14 protein-coding genes are annotated in these 22,126 nt (G+C 54.1%); 10 read left to right on the top strand and 4 right to left on the bottom strand.

Annotated features, from left to right (window positions below; genetic code table 11):
* Positions 1-2: 2 nt before the first annotated feature.
* Positions 3-6,998 carry a GAF domain-containing protein gene (locus ACR0KS_RS12820; RefSeq protein ID WP_170566131.1) on the bottom strand — a complete coding sequence of 2,332 codons (6,996 nt, stop codon included), beginning with the start codon at positions 6,996-6,998 and terminating at the stop codon, positions 3-5.
* A 655-nt stretch (positions 6,999-7,653) separates the two neighbouring features.
* Here ACR0KS_RS12820 and ACR0KS_RS12815 point away from each other — a divergent pair.
* From ACR0KS_RS12815 to ACR0KS_RS12795, 5 genes are read left to right on the top strand one after another with little or no spacing between them, the layout of a single operon-like run.
* Positions 7,654-8,787 (top strand): ABC transporter substrate-binding protein, encoded by a 1,134-nt coding sequence (locus ACR0KS_RS12815; protein ID WP_170389854.1) that lies wholly within the window; start codon positions 7,654-7,656, stop codon positions 8,785-8,787.
* 50 nt (positions 8,788-8,837) lie between these two features.
* Positions 8,838-9,758 (top strand): branched-chain amino acid ABC transporter permease, encoded by a 921-nt coding sequence (locus ACR0KS_RS12810; protein ID WP_170389852.1) that lies wholly within the window; start codon positions 8,838-8,840, stop codon positions 9,756-9,758.
* A complete protein-coding gene (locus ACR0KS_RS12805) occupies positions 9,755-10,732 on the top strand; it encodes a branched-chain amino acid ABC transporter permease (RefSeq protein ID WP_170566127.1) in 978 nt (325 codons plus the stop codon). Before ACR0KS_RS12810 ends, ACR0KS_RS12805 begins: the two co-directional genes overlap by 4 nt.
* Positions 10,729-11,478 (top strand): ABC transporter ATP-binding protein, encoded by a 750-nt coding sequence (locus ACR0KS_RS12800; RefSeq protein WP_170566124.1) that lies wholly within the window; start codon positions 10,729-10,731, stop codon positions 11,476-11,478. Before ACR0KS_RS12805 ends, ACR0KS_RS12800 begins: the two co-directional genes overlap by 4 nt.
* Entirely contained in the window at positions 11,475-12,161 is a 687-nt protein-coding gene (locus tag ACR0KS_RS12795) for a branched-chain amino acid ABC transporter ATP-binding protein (protein ID WP_170566121.1), read from the top strand. Before ACR0KS_RS12800 ends, ACR0KS_RS12795 begins: the two co-directional genes overlap by 4 nt.
* A gap of 247 nt (positions 12,162-12,408) precedes the next feature.
* Here the strand turns inward: ACR0KS_RS12795 and ACR0KS_RS12790 are convergent, their stop codons facing one another.
* Positions 12,409-12,762, bottom strand: coding sequence for a putative quinol monooxygenase (locus tag ACR0KS_RS12790; RefSeq protein WP_010437910.1), 354 nt, complete (start codon positions 12,760-12,762; stop codon positions 12,409-12,411).
* A 96-nt stretch (positions 12,763-12,858) separates the two neighbouring features.
* Entirely contained in the window at positions 12,859-13,620 is a 762-nt protein-coding gene (locus tag ACR0KS_RS12785) for an IclR family transcriptional regulator (protein ID WP_170389915.1), read from the bottom strand.
* Between the two features lie 70 nt (positions 13,621-13,690).
* Between ACR0KS_RS12785 and ACR0KS_RS12780 the strand changes: the two genes are divergently transcribed.
* The 4 genes from ACR0KS_RS12780 to ACR0KS_RS12765 all read left to right on the top strand — a co-directional run bounded on the left by ACR0KS_RS12780 (position 13,691) and on the right by ACR0KS_RS12765 (position 18,084).
* Positions 13,691-15,046 carry a selenium-binding family protein gene (locus tag ACR0KS_RS12780; protein ID WP_170412919.1) on the top strand — a complete coding sequence of 452 codons (1,356 nt, stop codon included), beginning with the start codon at positions 13,691-13,693 and terminating at the stop codon, positions 15,044-15,046.
* A complete protein-coding gene (locus tag ACR0KS_RS12775; RefSeq protein ID WP_170412916.1) occupies positions 15,043-15,408 on the top strand; it encodes a 2Fe-2S iron-sulfur cluster-binding protein in 366 nt (121 codons plus the stop codon). The genes ACR0KS_RS12780 and ACR0KS_RS12775 overlap by 4 nt, the downstream gene beginning before the upstream one ends.
* A gap of 3 nt (positions 15,409-15,411) precedes the next feature.
* Entirely contained in the window at positions 15,412-15,876 is a 465-nt protein-coding gene (locus tag ACR0KS_RS12770; protein WP_170389882.1) for a CoA-binding protein, read from the top strand.
* 498 nt (positions 15,877-16,374) lie between these two features.
* Complete coding sequence (locus ACR0KS_RS12765) at positions 16,375-18,084, top strand: adenylate/guanylate cyclase domain-containing protein (RefSeq protein WP_170566118.1); 1,710 nt, start codon at positions 16,375-16,377, stop codon at positions 18,082-18,084.
* A gap of 383 nt (positions 18,085-18,467) precedes the next feature.
* On the opposite strand, the gene ACR0KS_RS12760 is transcribed toward ACR0KS_RS12765, so the two are convergent.
* The gene (locus ACR0KS_RS12760) at positions 18,468-19,337 is read right to left on the bottom strand and encodes a helix-turn-helix transcriptional regulator (RefSeq protein WP_170422160.1); all 870 of its coding nucleotides are present in this window, start codon (positions 19,335-19,337) and stop codon (positions 18,468-18,470) included.
* A gap of 402 nt (positions 19,338-19,739) precedes the next feature.
* Between ACR0KS_RS12760 and ACR0KS_RS12755 the strand changes: the two genes are divergently transcribed.
* Positions 19,740-22,091 carry an arylsulfatase gene (locus ACR0KS_RS12755; RefSeq protein ID WP_480693232.1) on the top strand — a complete coding sequence of 784 codons (2,352 nt, stop codon included), beginning with the start codon at positions 19,740-19,742 and terminating at the stop codon, positions 22,089-22,091.
* The last annotated feature ends 35 nt before the right edge of the window (positions 22,092-22,126 follow it).

Below are 22,126 nucleotides of genomic sequence, written 5' to 3'. Positions count from 1 at the left end.
GATCACCTTCTTATTCTTGGGGAATTTAACAGGGCTTCGACAAGGACAGGTACGCGGATTGGTTTGGTGATATAATCGTCCATCCCTGCATCCAGGCACATCTCACGGTCCCCCTGCATGGCGTTCGCGGTCATCGCGATTATACGAGGGCGACTTCCACCCGAATGCGCTTTGTTGATACGGCGAGATGCTTCAAGACCATCCATCTCGGGCATCTGCACATCCATGAAAACGACGTCGTATTTTTGACGGTTTACGCTTTCGACAGCCTCGGCACCGTTGCTGGCCAAATCAGCGCGATAGCCCATTTGCTCCAGTAGGCGCAGTGCAAGTTTCTGGTTCACCAAATTGTCCTCGGCCAGCAAAATTCGCAGTGGATGTCGCGTTGCCATATCCGGATCTGTTTGGGGTTTGTCCTGTAGTTTGGACGGCTTTACTCGTACTTTTTTAGCCGCGAACAATGTAACCAAGGTATCGAACAGGTGGGATTGGCGCAAAGGTTTGGCAAGGTTGGCAGCAAAGAGCCCTTCCTCCAGATCTACTTCGCGCGGGCCAAGTGAACTGAAAAGGATTAGTGGCAAACCCGGTTTCTTGGCGCGAACCCTTTTGGCGAGCTCTTCTCCATCCATGTCAGGCATATGCATGTCGAGAATGGCCAAATCGAACTCGACGCCTTGTTCAAGTATGCTCAGCGCTTCTGACGGAGATTCACGCGTCGTGGTTTGCGTGCCCCATTTCTCAGTTTGAAGTGCAAGGATTTTACGATTGGTGGCATTGTCGTCCACCATTAAAATTCGCTTGCCTTCGAGTTCAGGTTGAACGCCGACAAGATTGCGGGAAGAAGACTTAACTGGCTTTGCAGGTTTTGCCTGGATTTTGAAAACAAAGGTGGAACCGCTCCCCTCGCCATCGCTTTCAGCCCACATGGTCCCACCCATAAGTTCGGCGAGGCGTTTCGAGATCGCAAGACCCAGACCAGTGCCACCATATTTTCTGGTCGTGGAACTATCTGCCTGACTGAAAGATTGAAATAATCGGCTCATGCCCTTTTGAGACAGGCCGATTCCAGTATCTCGGACTTTGAACGTCAGTTCGAGCGATCCCTGCACCTCTGCGGATTGTTCAACAGACAGAACCACTTCGCCGCTTTCGGTAAACTTCACTGCGTTAGAAAGGAGATTCAGCAGAATTTGCCGCAATCTGGTCAGATCTGCGCTAATCGCCAGGGGCAGTGTGTCATCGAACTCATAAGCCAAATCGAGCTGTTTCTCGGCAGCTTTACCGCTGACTAAATCGAGCGCGCTTTCTATGCATTCGCGCAGGTCGAACGGATGGTTTTCGATATCCATCTGCCCAGCTTCAATTTTTGAGAAGTCGAGGATCTCGTTGATGATGCCCAACAGCGCATCGCCGCTATCGCGGATGGTATTGGCATAGTCACTTTGTTCTACGTCCAAATCTGTGTCCATCAACAGCCCGCTCATTCCGATTACGGCGTTCATTGGCGTTCGAATTTCGTGGGACATCGTCGCCAGGAAGGCGCTTTTTGCTTCGTTTGCTTCTTCAGCAACCTTTCGCGCCTCTTCGGCCTCACGGAACAGACGCACGTTTTCGATGGCGATCACCGCCTGATCTGCAAATGAGTAGGCGAGGTCTATCTCATCTTTGGTGAACGCGCCGGCTGTTTTCCGAGCGAACACCAACACACCCAGACACGCCTTGCCTTTCATAAGTGGCAGCAACAGAGCTGCGCGCACTCCATGCCGGTCATAAGTAATCTGTTCGAACGGTGAGAGTTCGAGTGTATCCCAATCCGGTAGATGGAGCATCTTTTTCTCATGCAGAACCTGCGCGGGAAAGCTGGACATCGGATCCGGGTCGATAGGAAAACTTTGGTTGCCTTCAAGGGTTGCAACACCTTCTGCACTAACCCGCGCAAGCACCTCGAACGTGTTATCTTGCGCGGTCATAGCTGCAACCATATCAGAGGAGACCAACCGCACACCTGCTTCTGCGATTGCCTCGAAGACTGGCTTGATGTCGTCAGGAGATTGGCTGATTACCCGTAGAATGTCCGCACTCGCAGTCTGACGTGCCAGGGAAGCCTGAGTTTCATTAAACAGGCGAACATTTTCCAGCGCGATGATGGCCTGATCGGCGAAAGACTCGGCAATGGCGACTTCATCTTCGCTGAAAACTTTGGCCGTTTTTCGGATGAATACCAAGGCACCGAAACATTCCGTCCCGCGCATCAGAGGCACTGTCAGCGAAGACTTGAACCCTTTCCTGCGGATGATCTCTTGATCGCGCGGGGGTAGCTCATCGTATCGCCATTCGGGCAAATGCAAGGTCTTGCCGTTCTTGATTGCCTTGGACGGCAAATTGTCTTCGGGATCAATCGGCAGGCGCTCGGTCCATGTGATTTCTTCGACGCCATTGGGCGTCGCGGCGGCGATTTGCCAAAGTTCACTCTTGTTCGCCTGAATAGCAATCGACAGGTCGCAATCTATAAGGGTCGTCGCCAGCGCGACAATCTTCTCGAAAACCGGTTTGGTATCGGTTGGAGATTCAGAAATTACTCTTAACACATCCGCGCTTGCGGTTTGGCGCGCGAGGGCGGTCTGCGTTTCGTTGAAGAGTTGCGAGTTCTGAATTGCGATTATCGCCTGGGACGCGAAGGTCTCCATTTGCTTGATTTGTTTTTCGTCAAAAGCGGCCGCCGTTCGGCTCCCCATGCTGATAACACCAATTGTGTCACCGTCACGGATTAGTGGCACAGAAAGAACGGATCGGTAGCCTTCGAGATTGGACTTGAGCAGCGGATCATAGTTGGTGTCAGCTTGAGTGTCCTCAACGCAGTCGGCCCTTCCATGCAGAAGCGCACGCGCTGTGGCCGATGTTTCTCCGGGTTCAAAAGGATGCGCCTTTAAAAAATCCGCGAATTTGGCCGACACATTGTGTCCGGCAAAATAATGGTACTTTCCATCTTCAGGTGTCTTAAGCGCCACGAAGGCATCCTGTAGGCGGCAAATGCGGGACGAAACGGCCAGCAACGCTTCCAGTACAGGCTCCAACGCATCAGGAGATCGGGAAATAACTTCGAGTACTTCGCTTGTGGCTTTTTGGTACTCCAACGATTCCTCAATTTCCGCGGTTCGCGCTGTCACCTCGTCGAAAAGGTGCGCATTTCCAAGTGCAATTACCGCTTGCGAGGCAAACGTTTCGACCAAGGCTATCTGCTTGTTTGAGAACGCCCCAACTTTTGAATGAGCAAGTGAAATCACGCCGAGCGTGACCCCATCCTTTACGAGCGGAACTCCCAAAGCTGAACGAAACCCGGCGCCCAGTGCTTCTTCTTTCCAAGCATAATCCGGGTCGTGCTCAAAATCTTCAATGTACACCGTTTTGCCTGTTAGTGCGGCACGTCCTGTGGTTGTGCCCTTATCTGGAACATGCACCTGACGGGTTATGATGTCGTAGTGAGCTGCGGCGGAATTGTGGGTCGCAGCAATGTCATAAATTCCAGTATCTTCATTCAAAAGTGCGACGTAAGACGCTTCGGGTTTGCAGATGCGAACCGCCACCTGCAAAATAGCTTTGAGAACTGGATCGAGTTCATTTGGCGAGCGCGAGATCACTCCCAGCACTTCAGACGTGGCTGTTTGATAGTCGAGCGCTTCTTCAACTTCTGCGGTGCGTGCCTGCACTTCTTTAAACAAACGGGTGTTGTTGATAGCGATCACAGCCTGGGATGCGAATGTCTCTAACAGGTTGACCTGTTTTTCGCTAAACGCCCCGGGCTTCCGGTGCGCCATGACGATAACACCAACGGTCACGCCTTCGCTGACTAAGGGGACGCCGAGGGTGGTAAGGTAATCACCGATCTCCGCCGCCACTTTCCATGTGTAAGTTGGATCTTTACTCGTATCTTTTATGTAAACAGTCTTGCCATGAAGGGCCGTGCGGCCGATGCACGAGCCTTCCTCTGGGGCGATGGGGTTGTCTGACAAATAGTTGAGAAACGCATCACTCACGTTGTGGGACACGGCCACACGGTACAACCCATCGTCAGCATCCCGCATTGCGAAGAATGCATATTCTGGATCGCAAATGCGTGAGGAAACTTCCAGGATTGCATCCAGTACCCGTGGAAGATCGTTGGGTGAACGTGAGATGACATCTAAAACCTCCGACGTGGCAGTCTGGTATTCCAGTGACTGCACAACCTCGGCAGTGCGTTCCTCCACTTCCCGGAACAGGTTGGCATTTGTAATTGCGATTATCGCTTGGTCGGCGAAGGTTTCTAATAACTGAATCTGCTTGGCGGAAAATCCAGAAACCTTGGTTGACCCGACCGAAATTACACCCACAACCTCGCCATTTTTGACCAACGGGACCCCGAGCACGGACCGATATTCCCCGACGCCGCTGTCTTCCATCCAAGTATAAGACGTCTCGGTTTCGACATCTTCGATGTAGATGGTGCGTTTCGACAGAATCGCTCGCCCGCTTACACCGCTTTCATCAGGCGAAATAGGATTCGCTTTGACATATTCCGCAAAGGTCGTGTCCTGCGTAAGTATTGCAAGAACATGAAAAAGCTGATCGTCGGGGTTCAACATTGCAACATAGGCATCCTGCAACTCGCAGATGCGCGACGCTTCTTTGAGGATAGCATCGAGAACAGGCGCCAACTCATTTGGTGACGCCGAAATAACCCGGAGCACTTCGGATGTAGAGGTCTGATATTCCAAAGCCTGCGTAACTTCCGCCGTCCGGTCCTGTACTTCCCGGAACTGACGGACGTTTTCCATTGCGATCACGGCCTGAGCTGCAAAAGTTTGGACCAGTGCCACATCATCATCTGAGAAAGGCGCAACTTCACGGCGATATAGTACGATCACCCCTAGACCGGTGCCGTTCTTCATCAACGGAACTGCCAGAACCGAGCGGGCTCCTTCAATCTCAACCATCTGAACCCGTTTTGGGTCTCGGTCCTTGAAGTAAAGCGGGTCATCCGCGATATCATCCTGGCGAATAACTTGGCCATCGATCATTGGTCTGATCGCGATCAATTCAGTGCGCGTTAACGGCTCCTCAAAATCTTTCAGCGCTTCGTCAAAATCCGTTCTTGCGCCAATATTTGCCGGGATCGTTGCGAGCCCTCGTTCGTGATCAGCGATACACAAGAACGCGAGTGGCGCTTTGCACAGAAGGCTGGAGTTTTCGAGAATGCTTTGGAATACAGGTCTTTCGTCGTCGCGGCTACGGCTTATGACTTCGAGGATTTCTCGCGATGCTTTTTCGCGCTCAAGTCGTTCCTGAACCTCTCGAAATTGGCGCGTGTTTTCTATCGCTATGACTGCGTGTTTGGCGAACTCTTCGATGAATTGCACGTCGGGATCAGAAAACGGGCGGACTTCGCGGCGGCTAACCGCAATAGCACCTATCGCTTGTTGCCCCTGCATCAAGGGCACAACAACCCGTGACCTGATGCCTTCGACCTCGACCATTGTAACAGCAGTAGGATCACCCGAGCGGTAGAACTCAGTGTCGGCGATGTCCTCGACGCGTACAACCTTGCAATTTCGTATCGCCGCCGCCGCCGTGACCGAACCATCGAGAGGCCACTCTTCTCCCAATTCGACGTCGGTTCTATCGTGCCCCCATGCACCGGCCAATTGAATATGGGTTCCCGCAGCGTTGACCAAAACCAGCGCCGCTTGATCCGCGTCACAGATTTCAGTGGCCTGCTGAAGCACGGCTTCAAAGACTCGTGCGTCATTGTCCCGGCTTTTGCTGATAACACTTAGGACCTCTTGCGTCGCCACTTGGCGTTCCAGTTGAGTGTGCAGCTCTTTCATTTGACGTGTGTTGTCGATTGCAATCACAGCCTGGGCCGCAAAGCTCTCGACCAAAGAAATCTCGTCATCGGAAAAGGGTCGCACTTCACGCCGGTAAATCCCAATGACGCCTACGGGGTCACCATTTGTCGACATCAAAGGAACCGTAAGAAACGAACGGACACCTTCCTCATCAACCAGTTGCCGGCGCCAGGGATCCCCGTTGATGTAGTGGTCCGTCTGGCGCAAATCGACATTGTGAATGACGCGCGCTTCCCGCACGGACTCGGCAATTTGTAAATTTGAGTCCAGAGACCAGCGATCCTCGCCGACCTTGTATGTAGCCAATTGATCGCCAAAATGTGCCGCATATTCCAAATGAGTTCCTGCCTCATTTAGCAGGCTCAACGTGGCTACATCTGTTTCGCAAAGCCGTGCGGTGTTTTCCAAGATCGTCTGAAATACCGGCGCTTCATCATCCCGAGACCGACTGATCGTCTCCAAAACATCACGCGTGGCACTTTCACGAGCCAGACGCAACTGCAACTCGCTAAACTGCCGAACATTTTCAATTGCAATGACCGCTTGCGCGGCGAAAGTTTCAACCAGCTGCACCTGATCGTCGGAATAAGGTCGTACCTCATCCCGTGCCAACATCAGGCATCCGATTGCGCTACCACCCACTTTCAATGGAACAAAGAGATTGCTCCTGCACCCATGAGTGTCGACAATGAGTTTAAAGCGCTCATCCCCCGATTTATGAAAATCGGTGTCCCCCATATCGACAACACGTTTTGTCTCGCCACTTAGAATAGTGTCAGTCACAATGGAGTTGCCTGGCTCCATCGTGTATTTGCCGTCGAGCCAGAGTTGTTGAATATCCGTGTGTAGATTAACGCTGGCAACCAGTTGCTGACGAGCATCCCCTTTTTGCCCGAGTACCAGACCGGCAAAAAAGGCATCACAGAGATCTTTTGCTAGCGTTACAATCAGGTCGCATACTGGCTGGATGTCATCCTTGGTCTCGGAGATCGCCTGCATAACCCGCGCGGTGGCTTCAAACCGAGCCTGCTGATCATCAGCGCTGAGCCCCCTGCTTTGCGAGGATGACGACGCTGAATCAGCAGTCTTTATTGATGCCTTTTTTCCACCCACCTGCGTTCGTACCCTCCGCGCAAACTAATGAAACACGCAAGACCGGAGTTTAGAGGGCATACGATAGAAGTCACAGAGTTTCTTTGTGGGTTGTGTTCCATGCGGTTCGGGCGATGCCGGTTTGGTGTGGCCTTGGGAAGATCCGCAGAGTCATGAAGAAAGCCGCCCTATTTGCCAAAAAGGTGTCCTAAATAGGAGCTGTGTTAAACTTCCCAGAACACTCAAACATCGCTGTTGTATGTCTTCTTTGGGCTGGATACGGACTCCGGGGCCGTGAACACGAACGGCCGTTTTGTCCGCAATGCAGACATTTTGTGGCGTTCAAGGAACGTCTGTATCAAGCTGGCAGGATACTATTTGACTGTAAAAGTTGCCTCCGTGTGGCGACGCGGAAATTTAGTAAACAGCAACTTACGATCAGGGATCATGGGCTCCAATTTAGCTGCCGCCTCGCAATAAAGCCCCAAAATCTGCGGATCTAGGTACTGATAACCAATTTAAGCGTTAGAGATTCAAAGCTTGCACTGGACATTGCCTTTCTGAACAGGAAAGCATCTCAATAAAGGCTGTTTGCGAAAGCGGTCCTCGCTGCAGCAACTTCAAACACGGCCGGCAAGTGCAGCCGGTGTTAGTAGAAAACAACATGGGGGAACTTATGACGTATAAATCGATTGCCATTGCCGCATCCATCGGGTTGCTGGCCACAGGGGTATTCGCTGAGACCAAGGTCGGTATGATTACTACTCTGTCTGGTGGCGGAGCCGGCTTGGGGATCGATGTGCGCGACGGTTTCATGCTGGGTATCAAGCAATCCGGGCGGGATGACATCGAAGTCGTCGTCGAAGATGATCAGCGAAAACCCGACATCGCCGTACAGCTTGCTGACAAGATGATCCAATCCGAGAAGGTGGATATCCTGACGGGTATAATCTGGTCGAACCTCGCAATGGCGGTTGTTCCAGCGGCAACGGCCCAAGGTAAGTTCTATTTGTCGCCGAACGCCGGACCATCGGCGCTGGCCGGTCAGGGCTGTCACGAAAATTATTTCAACGTCGCCTGGCAGAACGACAACCTGCACGAAGCAGCCGGTGCCTATGCCAACACAGCAGGGCATAGCAATAGCTTCATTCTCGCCCCGAACTATCCGGCGGGCAAGGACGCTTTGACTGGATACAAGCGGTTCTTCCAAGGCGATCTTGCCGGTGAGATTTATACCGAGCTTGGTCAAACGGACTATGCGGCCGAGATTGCTCAAATCCGTGCGTCCGGCGCAGACAGTGTCTTTTTCTTCCTTCCGGGTGGAATGGGGATTTCGTTTCTTAAGCAATACGCGGACAGCGGCGTTGATCTGCCCGTGGTGGGTCCGGCATTTTCGTTCGATCAAGGCATCCTTCAAGCCGTCGGGCCTGCAGCACTTGGGGTTGTGAATACTAGCCAATGGAACAAGGATATCGACAACCCAACAAATGCCGCGTTCGTTGAAAGCTTTTTGGCCGAGTACGGGCGGCTTCCGTCTCTCTACGCAAGCCAGGGCTTTGACACGGCACAGTTGATCGTTTCGGCGCTAGGATCGGCTGACGTCTCGGATCAAGACGCGTTCAGAGATGCATTGCGTGCGGCCGACTTCGACAGCACACGTGGCGACTTTGCGTTTGGTCCAAACCACCATCCAATTCAGACTATCTATGCGCGCGAAGTGATTCAGGAAGGAGATGTATTCACCAACCGGATCATTGGTGTGGCGTTGGAAAACCACTCGGACGCCTACGCGGCAGACTGTAAAATGTAATCGAAGGGCCGCCCCCAACTCCGGAGCGGCGGCCCGTTTTCGCTCGAACCGTGACTTTAATCCTTATCGCCGAGCAGATTCTGAACGGAATACAGTTCGGTTTCATGCTCTTTCTCATGGCAGCTGGCCTGACGCTGATCTTCGGCGTGATGGGCCTAATAAATCTTGCGCACGGATCACTCTACATGGTCGGCGCTTTTGCGGCTGCGGCGGCCGCTGCGGCGATGGGGTCTTTCTTGGCGGCTGTTGCGGCTGCCATTGCTGCCGCAGCTATGGCCGGGGTCATCGTCGAATTGGCAGTCATTCGTCGGCTCTATGCCCGCGATCATCTCGAGCAAGTGCTTGCGACTTTTGCGCTGATACTGATTTTCTCCGAGGGTACGCGATGGCTCTTCGGTTCATTCCCGCTGTTTCTCGAAATTCCGAGCTATCTGTCCGGTCCCGTTTCATTGCCGGGCGGGATTCAGTATCCGCTATATCGCCTTGTACTCATCCTTGTAGGGCTTTTGGTTGCGGTTGGGTTGTGGCTATTCATCTCACGGACCCGCATTGGCATTCAAATTCGTGCCGGAGAAAACGACCGCGAAATGATTGCAGCACTCGGTGTTGATATTGGTAGCTTGTACACGTTTGTCTTCGCGCTCGGAGCAGCGCTCGCCGGTTTAGCGGGAGCACTTGTAGGTGCCATCCAATCGGTCCAAATCGGAATGGGTGAGCCGATCCTGATCCTTGCTTTCGTCGTCATAGTGATCGGGGGCATCGGGTCTATTCGGGGCGCGCTTATCGGCAGTTTGCTGGTTGGATTGACCGATACCCTGGGCGGCATCTTCCTGCCGGAACTGTTCAAACTATTTGTAGCGCCGGATGTTGCGACGTCGACTGGGTCGGCATTGGCTTCGATGTCAATTTACGTTCTTATGGCCGGCGTGCTGATCTGGAGACCCACCGGGCTGTTCGGGGCGCGCGCATGATCCCGGAGAAAGCACTAAACGCCATTCTCATGAGCCTTCTTCTTTGTGTGCCGCTTTGGGCTTGGTTCTCGGATGAACCTTTCACAATTACATTGGCTACCCGCGCGGTCATCTTCGCTCTGGCTGCGGTTGGTCTCAATGTCGCGCTTGGGCTGGGAGGCCTTGTGAGCCTCGGGCACGCGGTCTTCTTTGGGATTGGCGGCTATGCGATGGGTATTCTGGCGTTTCACGCGCAGACGTATTCGCCATTGATGGAATGGCCGTTCACGATTTCTGGAACCAAGCTCATGCCTGTGATTTGGTTGGTGGCAATACTGTTTTCAGGTGTTGCCGCCTTTGTAATCGGGCTTCTGTCGCTACGAACTTCCGGCGTATATTTCATCATGATCACGCTGGCTTTCGGGCAGATGTTTTTTTTCTTTGCAATCAGCTGGCCCGCTTATGGCGGAGAAGACGGCCTTTCCATCTACATTCGAAATTCGTTCCCGGGGATGAACACGATTGATCCCATACAGTTCTTCGGGATCTGTTTTGCTATTCTGAGCTTAGTCCTTTGGCTAAACGTGCGGCTCGTAAAATCGCCCTTTGGACTTGCGTTAAACGCGGCGCGGCAAAGTCCCGAGCGTGTGGAGGCGGTTGGGCTTGATCCGTTTCGGCTGAGACTGATCGCATTGGTGATTTCCGGCATGATCTGTGGGCTGGCGGGGGCGCTTTTTGCCGATCTTAATCGCTTCGTCAGTCCGACGATGTTCAGCTGGCAGATGTCAGGTGAACTGATCGTTTTCATAATCCTCGGAGGACTGGGCCGGACGTTCGGGCCTGTCGCAGGCGCGACTCTGTTCGTCGTACTCGAGAATGCGCTTGGAGGCATTAGCGAATATTTCCTATTCTTTCTTGGTTTGCTTTTGTTGGTGGTCGTCCTTTTCGCCCGCGGCGGCCTTTACGGCGTCATCACGGGAAGATCTGACCGATGATGCGGCCCGTGTTGCAAGTTGAAGGTCTCACTCGACGCTTTGGCGCCCTGATTGCAAACGAGGACGTGACATTGGACCTTAGGCCTCGCGAAGTTCACGCCGTGATCGGCCCAAACGGGGCTGGTAAATCAACGCTCATCGCTCAGATCTGCGGCGGCCTGAAGTCTGACGCAGGTTCGGTTCGCCTTCTGGGCGAGGATATCACCGACGAGACCACGAAAACCCGGGCAAGGCTAGGGCTCGGACGCACGTTCCAGATTTCCGCTCTTGCGTCAGAGGACACCGTCTTGCAGAATGCCATGCTGGGCGCGCTTGGGGCTAAAGGACGACCCTGGCAATTCTTCCAACCCGTTCTTGGCAACAAAAACTTGCGAGATCACGCAGAGAATGCATTGCGTCGCGTGGACCTGATCGACTTTGTAGATAAACGAGTAAACGAACTCAGCCATGGTCAGCGCCGCCAACTGGAAGTCGCAGTTGCGCTGACCATTGAACCAAAGGTGTTCATATTGGATGAGCCAATGGCCGGTTTAAGCGCGGAAGGCACGCAGCTACTCACGGACCTGCTGAGCGACTTGCGAAATCAGGCCCCGATCCTGCTTGTGGAACACGACATGGATGTCGTCTTCAAATTGGCTGACCGAATAACAGTTCTTGATTACGGGCGTGTGATTGCCACCGGATCAGTCGAAGTTATTCGTGAAAATCCAATAGTTCAGCGCGCCTATCTGGGAGAGAACCTATGAGCCTTCTTTCCATCTCGGACCTAGTCGCAAGCTATGGCAAAAGCCAAGCCCTCTTTGGCGTTGATCTGACAATCGAAGCGGGCCAAGTCGTCGCCCTTATGGGGCGCAATGGCATGGGCAAGACAACCACCGTTCGCGCTATTTGCAGAATGATCGGAAGCAAGGGCTCGATGGTTTTTGCCGGCACCGACATTCGCAGACTGTCGAGCCACCAGGTGGCAAGGTTGGGCATCGGCCTTGTCCCCGAAGGCCGCCGCGCATTTCGCGATCTGACGGTGCGTGAGAACCTCGTAGCTGTGTCCCGGCCTGGCCATTGGGATATAGAAAAGGTGGTTGCGCTTTTCCCGCGTCTCAGCGAACGCGCCGATCAGCTTGCGGGCTCATTGTCAGGCGGGGAGCAGCAAATGCTGGTCATCGGGCGCGCATTAGTTACCAATCCACGCTTGCTCATATTGGATGAGGCTACGGAAGGGCTTGCGCCAAATATCAGGCGAGAAATCTGGGTGACCGTGGAGCAACTGAAACGTGAAACTGGTCTTTCAATTCTGGTAATCGACAAATCGCTTAGCGAATTGCGAGCGGTCTGTGATCGAGCGACAATCCTTGAGCGAGGCAGATCTGTCTGGTCAGGCGCAATGGGTGATCTGGACAGTGAAGTCAGCCAGCGGCATCTCGGCGTTTAGTTGGTACAAATGCCCAAGCCTTGACAGCTACCACTCGGCCACCAAGTCGTTTTTGATGGTTCGACGCGAATTCAGAATAGTTGTCAATAAGCGAACCGCATTGCTTTCGTCGGGATGAGATGGCTGCTTTGTCCGCGTAGCAGACATTCAATGAATTCTGCCGAACGTCTGCTCCGAGCCCAAAGCGGACAAGCACCAAATCTCATAATTTTCTCGTACCGGTGGTAGTTTCAAACGTCGGTCAATTTTACCATAGTAGCAGGCTTGCTTTTTGCGCCTCGAAACCTTTTGGCGTCGGAAAAAGCGAGCGCATCCTAGCAACAAGTTCGATCTCTCCATCCAGCATCTTTCGGACAGTGTTTAACCAGTTATTGAAGGTTTCAGATTCCCAATGATCCTGGACTGCGGCTTCGTTCCGGAACACTTCGTAGAAATAGAAACGATTTGGGTTTGTTTCATCCACCATAATATGAAACTGGAAAACTTCGGGTTCTTCACTGACAACATTTTGCGCTTGGAAGATGCTGGCGTCCAAAAAGGGCTGCCGATACTCAGGTTTTACGTTGATCACGAAGAACCCACCAAACATTGCATCGTCCATATTTGTCTCCCTCATTGACCTGAAAGCGGCGAAGGTCGCAAAACACACCTGTCCTGCTGGATGGTATAAACCTAAAGCACTGCGATACCCATGAACCTAAGCGGATATCCTTTCTTCATCTGCTTCACCCCATCCTAGCGCGCGAGCAAGTTCGTGTGACATTGTGGTAAGTGTATGGCCAATCTTTTCTCGCTCGGAAGGTGTAAACACCCGAAGAGACGCCGTAGCGCCGATTGAAAGCGTCGCACCAACACCTGTCTTGGTCAGCGTTGTAGCGACAGAACTGATTCCGCGCTCGAGCTCTTCAACACATTCGGCATACCCTTTGGCTCGAATGACATCGAGTTCCGCGGCCAGATCCTTGGGGTCTGTAATCGTGCGATCTGTGTACTGCTTAAGCTGCCCATCCAATCGGTCTTGAGACAGCAGTTCAGGCGAAACGGCGGCGATTGCCTTGGCGCAAGAGCACGCGTGCATTGGTCGTTTGCCCATACCTGGATGAAGAAAAGACACGCCCGTCTGCGGTGTCTCCACATGAATAATCTCGACCCAATGGCCCCGTAGCCGAGACAAGAAAAATGCAGCGCCATAGTCATTCGCGGCGCCAGATAGGACAGGCGCAATCACTTGCAAAAGAGCGGGATCAGAGTGATCGCTCAACGTGATACGCTTTAGCCTATTCCCAATCGCGAACTCTCCGCGGGTTGGTGATTCAAGGAGGCCGGACGAAACAAGGTCTTGAACCAGCCTGTAGGCCGTCGGTTTAGGTATATCGGACTGAGCACATATATCCGCTACGGACGCACGTCCTTTTTGACCCACGATTTCCAAAACCAGCGCTAATCGTTCGAGATGCATTTTTCTCACTTTATGATAATTGATTTTTCGATATACGATACAATTTGGGGAATCAAGGGAGGAGCATACGATGGATGGACAATGCTGTGGACCGGGCTTCAAGAGTCCGCAAGAAGCCATCAAAGCCCCCCGAGAAAAGCTACTCTACACGATTGCCATCTACACCGGGACAGGGATCCAGAAACCTGATTACCTTGCTACAGTGGATGTCGACCCTGACAGCCCGACCTATTCTCAGGTAATCCATAGGCTGGAAATGCCGGGGATTGGGGACGAGCTTCACCACATGGGGTGGAACGCCTGTTCGTCCTGTCACGACGACGGCTCGATGTCCCGCAAATACCTGATCCTGCCGGGCGTACGCTCTAACAACCTTCACATCGTTGATACAGCCACTGACCCGCGTGCGCCGCGGTTGCATAAGGTCATCGACGGGGCCGAAATCAAGGCCAAGGCAGATTTATCGGGCCCGCATACGGTGCATTGTTTGGGCTCGGAAATTATCATTTCCTTCCTTGGAAATGCCAAGGGTGAGGCTCCTGGAGGCTATCTGCATCTCGACAAAGAGTTCAACATCGTCGGTCGCTGGGAAACCTCGATGGGCGATATCAAATTCGGCTATGACTTCTGGTACCAACCACGCCACAACGTGATGGTCAGTTCCGAATGGGCTGCGCCCAATACCTTCATGCCGGGCTTCGATCTGGAAGAAGTGGGCCATCTAAAATATGGGCGGGAGCTGCATTTTTGGAATTTCGAAAAGCGCGAACCGGTCGAAAGTTTCTATTTGGGTGAAGACGGGCTGTTGCCACTGGAAGTCAAGTTCCACCATGACCCCGACAGCACGCATGGGTTCTGTGGCGCAGCTCTTTCGACCAATGTGATCCATTGGTGGCAAGACGATGCTAAAAAGTGGCAGTGGGAAAAGATCATCGACGTGGAAAACGAGATGCACCCCGAATGGCCGATCCCGTTGCCGGGGGTAATGTCGGCGATCCTGATCTCGATGGACGACAAATACTTGTACCTGAACAATTGGCTGCATGGAGATATGCGCCAGTATGACATCACCGACCCGCATAATCCTAAGCTAACCGGCCAAGTGTTTATGGGAGGTCTTTTGGGTAGAGCTCCGATAGTTAATGGGGTTGAGGTCGCGGGTGGTCCGCAAATGTTCCAGCTCTCTCTCGACGGACGAAGGCTTTATGTCACGACTTCGCTGTTCTCGACTTGGGATAACCAGTTCTATCCCGAGATCCGCGAAAAGGGCGGGGTTATGGTGATGATCGATTGCGACCCTGAAAACGGTGGCATGAAGATCAACGAGGATTTCATTGTGGACTTTGGCAAAGAACCGAATGGGCCATCGCGCTGTCACGAGAGCCGGTATCCGGGCGGTGATTGCACAAGCGACATCTGGCTATGACTGTGTATACCGTGACGATCGCGAACAGAGATGGCGCGCAATACTGTGTGGATGCGCGGCGTCCACTTCTGGAAACGCTGAGAGAACAGGGCGTCGACTTGCCTTTTGGGTGCAAGTATGGCGGCTGCATTACCTGCGCGGCAAAACTACAGAGTGGTGCGATCGATCAACGCCGACAGGTTGCGCTGAATAATCGGCAAATCGCGAACGGCTATGTGATCCTTTGCGTGGCACGTCCGACATCCGACATCACGCTTGAGATCGGGGTCGAGAGCCATGACAATCTGTACCGCAATCCGTTTCTCGACCCTCTAAAACCCCACGAACTCAAGGCTGACATTGCGACGCCGAAGGAAGGTTAACCGATGCCCGAAGCAGATATCGACCGCATCTACGATTACGACCCCAAATACCTCGCCGACATCCTGCAGTCGGTTAAAACCATTGCAATGGTGGGGGCTAGCGCGGACAAAACGAAATTCAGCTATGGCGTTCTGCGACAGCTGAGTGAAATCGGCTATGATATTCTACCGGTGAATCCTAACCCGAATGTTTCGGAAATTAGAGGGCTCAAGGTCTACCACTCGCTGGAAGAGATCGACAAACGTGTTGATATGGTAGACGTTTTTCGTCCAAAGGAAGAGTTGTATGCCTTTGCCGAGAAGGCTATCGCAATCGGGGCAAAAGTTCTTTGGGGTCAAATCGGTGTGTACGACGACAAAGCAGCGCAACTCGCCGAAGCGGCGGGCCTTAAAGTCGTGATGAACCGATGCCCCAAGATTGAACTCTTCCGCCCTTTTTGGAAGCCGCGCCTGGACCTAAAGATATGATGGAAATTCGATTGGTAGCGGCCTCCTCAGCATCCAATAAGGGTGCCAATTGAGATATTGTGCTTACGGAAGAGAAGACACATAATCCTGCCCGCTTTACGAAATCCGCGTACTCTAAACCCAAGAATGGCCGTTTTATATATAGAACCAACGGCCACCTTGTCCGCGAACCGGATATTCAGGCTACGTCCCAGCGCCGCGCAGCGGCGAACGGCAGCTTTGTGCGCTCTTCGGACCTCCGTCCCTCTTCCAGCCTCACTCATGCAACGAGTATCTCCTTTGACGGGCCGCACCGCGGCGACAGAGGTCAAGGTCAAACGGCCGCTTTTGGTCGTCCTCGAAGGGCAGGGCGCCTTGTGATCACACATGCTGCACGGGCTCCCGTGTCTGTTGAGAGCCCAAAGCGATCGCGCTTTCTTGATGGGACCACTTTGCTCTAAATACCGGGCTGACAGTGCTCTCTCTGCAGGCTAGCTTCCAACAAGCGGGGAGAGAAACATGGAAAAGAGGCTTGCGGCTGTGCTGGCGGCTGATGTCGCTGGATACTCGGCGTTGATGGATCAGGATAGTGACGGAACACTCAAAGCGCTTAAGGCTTTCCGTGAGGATCATCTAATGCCCGCTTTGGCTATTCATGAAGGGCGATTGATCAAAAGCATGGGTGACGGCTGGATTGCTGAGTTTCGCTCCGCATCGGCTGCGACAGAATGCGCGATTGCTGTTCAGACGGCTGACCGACCACAGGAGATTCAAGTCCGCATCGGCATACATACAGGGGAAGTAGTTTCGGAAGGCGATGACATATTCGGTGACGGTATCAACATAGCTGCCCGTCTCGAGGCATTAGCGGAACCGGGGCAGATATTGCTTTCAGACGCAGCACACAACAGCCTAGACCGGAAAGCCGCCGCCTCGTTCTCTGGCGGTCGGAAGACTGAGTTGAAGAACATTGCACGCCCAGTTGGCGTGTGGCAGTGGCCTGTCGGTTCGACGGCTACAAGTGCAACTGTCAAATCTGAGAAACCCGGTATTGCCGTGCTGCCGTTTGACAATATGTCAGGCGACCCGGAACAAGAGTTTTTCGCTGATGGAATTACCGAGGACATCATAACAGAGTTGTCTCGTTTTCGTTGGTTGATGGTCGTAGCGCGAAACTCATCTTTTACTTTTAAAGGTAAGAGCACCGACATTCGCGAAGTTGGGCAGGCGCTCGGCGTGAGGTATGTGCTTGAGGGTTCGGTAAGGCGCGCAGGCCAGCGTCTACGGATAACAGGACAGCTAATTGATGCAGAGAATGGCAGTCATCTTTGGGCCGATCGTTTCGATGGGATGCTGGACGATGTTTTTGACCTTCAAGATCAGGTCACGCAGGAAGTTGTTACGGCGATCGAACCGTCCGTTCGCCATGCCGAGACAGTTCGCGCTCGGGCGAAACCGACAGAAAATCTCGACGCTTATGAACTTTATCTTCGGGCCCAGTCACATTTTCACCTGCTGACGGACGAAGACAACCGTGAGGCCATTCGCCTTACGCGTCTGGCGTTGGAGCGCGATCCTGATTATTCGTCGGCAGCTGGATTACTTGCGTGGTTGCATATCCAAAGAATGGTGCAGGGACTGAAACCGATTGACGAAGGGCCGAAGGCAGCTGTTGCTGCAGCAGAACGTGTATTGTTGAGCGATCGCGCAGATGGAATTGCGTTGGCCTACGCCGCACACTCGATCTCTATGCTTGCACAAGACTTGCCGCGAGCTCGCGCAGTTTTCAAACAAGCATTGGCCGAAAATCCAAACGCTGCGACCGTTCACATGCTCGCTAGCATCAATCTGAGTTTTCTCGACAGACCCGAAGAAGCCCTGGAACACGCGACACACTCAATCAATCTCAGTCCGAAAGATCCGATGCGGCACGCAGCCTATGTTGGGCAGGCCTCCGCATTTTTCCAACTTGGCCGCTATGCTGAAGCCGTTGAGGCCAATCGAAACGCCTTGGCCATTAGGGCGAAATTCGTGATTACGCATCTCATGCTCATCGCATCCTTGGCTCAAAACGGAGACCTAGAGTCAGCGAGGTCTGCGGTATCTGAACTGAAGGAGCTTCGTCCGGATCTAGACATTAAAGAACAAACGAGACTCCCCATTTTCAGGGTTCCCGAATGCTCGGAGCAATGGAGGGATGGATGGCTAAGAGCAGGCCTTCCAATCTGAGAAAACAAAATCAAGCAGGCTATGCAGCCCGGCGGCTTCGTCCGCAACTCTGCCGTTCAGCAGATTTCTGCAAACGTCGGCTGTCGTTCAATGCAGACCTTCAGGCGATATTCCTCGGAATGACCACCAACAATGACCGCTTTCCGATCCTAAGCCGTCATCTGACTAAAAGACTCAGATGACCGACTTGAGCCCAAAGCGGACCTTCGAACTCGACGCGGCAACAGGCAGAACTAAGCGCGAAACGGAAATCGCTCCACTGCTATCTAGCAGTAATGGTGTCTCAAAGTAAGCCTTTCGCGTACACGTTGAATGCTTCTGGTCGGTTGTCTCGTGGCTATAAACTCCACTGCTCAATGCCTTTTGCTAGCCAGAGAAGAGGGTCAGGTGCCTCCGCGCGACCGGAACTCTGATGGAGAGCACCCCTCCCACTTTGAGAAGGCCGTAGAAAAGTTCTGCCGGTGCGAAAAACCAATGCTTTGAGCGACCTCGTCAATTTCGCGGCCTTGCCGTAAAGCCTCTCGCGCGATGGCATGGCGCGGGCCATCGCGGAGGCGATCAAAACGGCTGCCCTCTTTTTTTAGGGCATCCTGGAGGGTTCTGAGCGGTTTGTCGAGAAGGTTAGCGACTTCGGTTTGCGCAAGAGGGCGCTGGTTGGTGCGCAATGACGCGTATTGCAAATGAGTTACGAGGTCGGACATCTCACAGGACGCATTGGGCACTTCGGGCGCCTCTGCCATGGCCAAAAGAAGGAGATCGGACAGGTCGGGCCTGGAGTGTTTGAGCGGCGTCCGCAAGAGGTGATCATCGAACTCAACTGTTCCGATATCACCCTCCGAAACCTGGCTCACGCCACTGAGAAATGTTGTGTGGTGAGCGCGCGCTCCGGGATAGCTCACCCGGATATGCGCGCTGCGTGTGCCCGTGCGCTGGGCGAGAAGGTTGCAGATCAGTCCGATTGTGTATTGCACATCGAGCGAGGCTTCCGGGCCCACGCCGAAGGGGTGAACGTACGTGAACCGACAACGATCCCTTCGCACTCGGAGGCCAACACTGACCCCGGGAACGATATAGGGAACCGTGTCGCGCAGAATGCAGAGGGCGGCCCAGATAGTCTCAGAATGAATGACGGCTTTGCCGAAAAGCCCCATATCCGCGAACTCTTGGTCCATACCTGCCCTCAGCATGATCCCGCCAAGATCATCGAGGTGGTCGATGCGGGCGAGGCCCTCTAGGTAGGTGCCGTCGGGCATCCAACGCTCCGCCTGATTCGGAACATCGAGCCCCGCTACCTCTGCGGAGAGACCTTTCCCCAGACCAAACATGGGATCAGACAGGCACTTAAACAAACCCAGCAACAGGCCCGCACGGACCTGTCTCGAGTCGTCGGGACGGCAAAACGATCGATCTTCCCGTGTGTTTGAAGACAATAGTTGTTTCCTTGGGCGCTAGTGTTGATTCTTAGACTAAGCGATTTGTGCCTACAACACTGCAGCAAAAAGAACTCGACGCGGCGCCTCCCGGACATGTCCTACGAAGAGCGCTGCCAAAAGGTAGCGGTTTCATTCTGGCTCGCGCTTCATGCCGCGCGACATGGAAGCAGTCTGACAAAACGAGGTGCGTCGCGCAGTTCAAATCAAAAGGAGGAGACAGCCGTGAAACTTTTTGAACTGACTAGGTTGCCCATGGCGCTCTTGGCAGGAACGCTCGCCCTGACTGCCGCGCCAGCTGTGGCCCAAGATGACTGGGATCGCTCGGTCTTGCCGGTCCCAATGACTGAGTTTGGTGGCCATATCGCGCTCCGCACCTCGGACTCGAGTCTCGATTTTCCGCGGCAGGTGTCCGCACCCGAGGGTGCGCCCAATGTTCTCTTGATCATGCCGGACGATGTGGGCTTTGGCGCGCCGACTGCCTTTGGTGGTCCCGTGCCAACCGAAGCCTATGATCGGCTTGCCGAGGATGGCCTCCTGTTCACCCGGATGCACACGACGGCACTTTGCTCTCCGACCCGATCGGCGCTGATTTCCGGGCGCAATCACCATTCCAACTCAACCGGCGTCATTATGGAGCTGGGCACTGGTTTCCCGGGCTACAACTCGCTGATGCCAAAAGAGAACGGCACCATTGCCGAGATCCTGAAAGGCAACGGGTACAACACCGCTTGGTATGGCAAGAACCACAACGTGCCGGACTGGCAGTCGAGCCAGGCCGGGCCGTTCGACCTGTGGCCGACGGGGCTTGGTTTCGAGCAGTTCTTTGGCTTCATCGGTGGCGACACAAGCCAGTTCACGCCCGCGATCTTTGACGGCACCAAGCCGATTGAGCCGCCGAACACCGATGATTACCACCTGGATGAGGACATGGCCGACCGGGCCATCAACTACATCCGGGAACAGCACGCGCTCGCACCGGAAAAGCCCTTCTTCGTCTACTACGCGCCGGGCACAAGTCACGCGCCGCACCACGCCCCGCAAGAGTGGATCGACAGGTTCAAAGGCCAGTTTGATCAGGGCTGGGACGCCGTACGCGAAGAGTCCTTCGCGCGTCAGAAAGAGCGCGGCATCATTCCACAGGATGCTGTGCTTACGCCGCGTCCGGAACAGCTTCGTGCCTGGGATTCGCTGAATGATCAGCAGAAAGAGCTCTATGCCCGCATGATGGAGGTCTATGCCGGGGCGCTGTCGCACATGGACTACCAGATCAACCGCATCATCGACGCGGTCGAGGAAACCGGCGAACTCGACAACACGTTGATTATCTACCTGATGGGTGACAACGGCGCGTCGGCTGAGGGCAGCCCGGATGGATTGCTAAACGAGATGACGTTCTTCAACAACATCCCCGTGCCCTTCGAGGACACGTATGCGCGCATCGGTGAGCTGGGCGGACCGAATACGTTCGGCCACTTTCCCTCGGCCTGGGCGCACGCGATGAACACGCCGTTCCAATGGACAAAGCAGGTGGCCAGCCATTTTGGCGGGACCCGCAACGGCATGATCATCCGCTGGCCCGCTGGCATTGAAGCGCGGGGGGAGGTCCGTGATCAGTTCCACCACGTTATCGATATCATGCCGACAATCCTCGAAGCGGCTGGCCTGCCAGCACCGACCTCGATCAACGGGGTGGCCCAGTCCGAGATCGAGGGCACCAGCATGATGTATGCCTTCGATAACGCGGAGGCACCCTCAACCCGCCGGACCCAGTATTTCGAAATGCTGGGCAACCGCGCGATCTACAGTGACGGCTGGATGGCGACCACCACACCGCCGGAAGCCCCCTGGGTCAGCGTGGTAAAGCCGACCGATGTAATCACCGAGTGGGATTGGGAACTCTATAACGTTGCCGAGGACTTCACCCAGGCCAACAACCTTGCCGCGGAGAACCCCGAGAAACTGGCAGAGTTGCAGCTTCTGTTCTACGGCGAGGCAGCAAAATATGACGTGCTGCCGATTGTCAGCAGCAAGGTGGAGCGCATGGATGTCTCGCTGCGCCCCAGCCTGACGGCGGGTCGTACAGAGTTCACCTACTACGACAACATGACACGCATTCCCGAAGGCACCGCGCCCGACTTCAAAAACAAGTCGCACACCATCACGGCGCATATCGAGATCGCTGACGGGGACAATGACGGGATGCTCGTCACCCAGGGCGGCCGGTTCGGCGGCTGGGCGCTCTACGTGCTCGATGGCAAGCCGGTCTACACCTACAATGTTGCCAATCTTGAACGTTACAACATTGAGGGCGACCCTCTGTCGGCTGGCAAGCACACGATCCGCTACGAGTTCGAGTATGATGGCGGCGGCGTCGGCAAGGGCGGCATGGGCAAGCTTTTCGTTAACGATGAACTCGTTGGCGAGGGTCGGGTCGAGCGCACCATGGGCTTCCGAATCTCGCTCGATGAGACATTCGACATCGGCTCCGACGCGGGCGAACCCGTGAGCGAAAGCTACCACGTGCCCTTCGACTTCCCCGGCACGCTGGAGAAGGTCGAGGTCAAGTTGCGGTAACCGAGGTGTTCAGGTGTGGACAGGGGCATCAGCCC

The sequence above is a fragment of the Ruegeria sp. BC7 genome, assembly GCF_056539165.1.
Note: the sequence above shows the minus strand (reverse complement) of the source record. Positions and strands in the feature narration are given on the sequence as shown.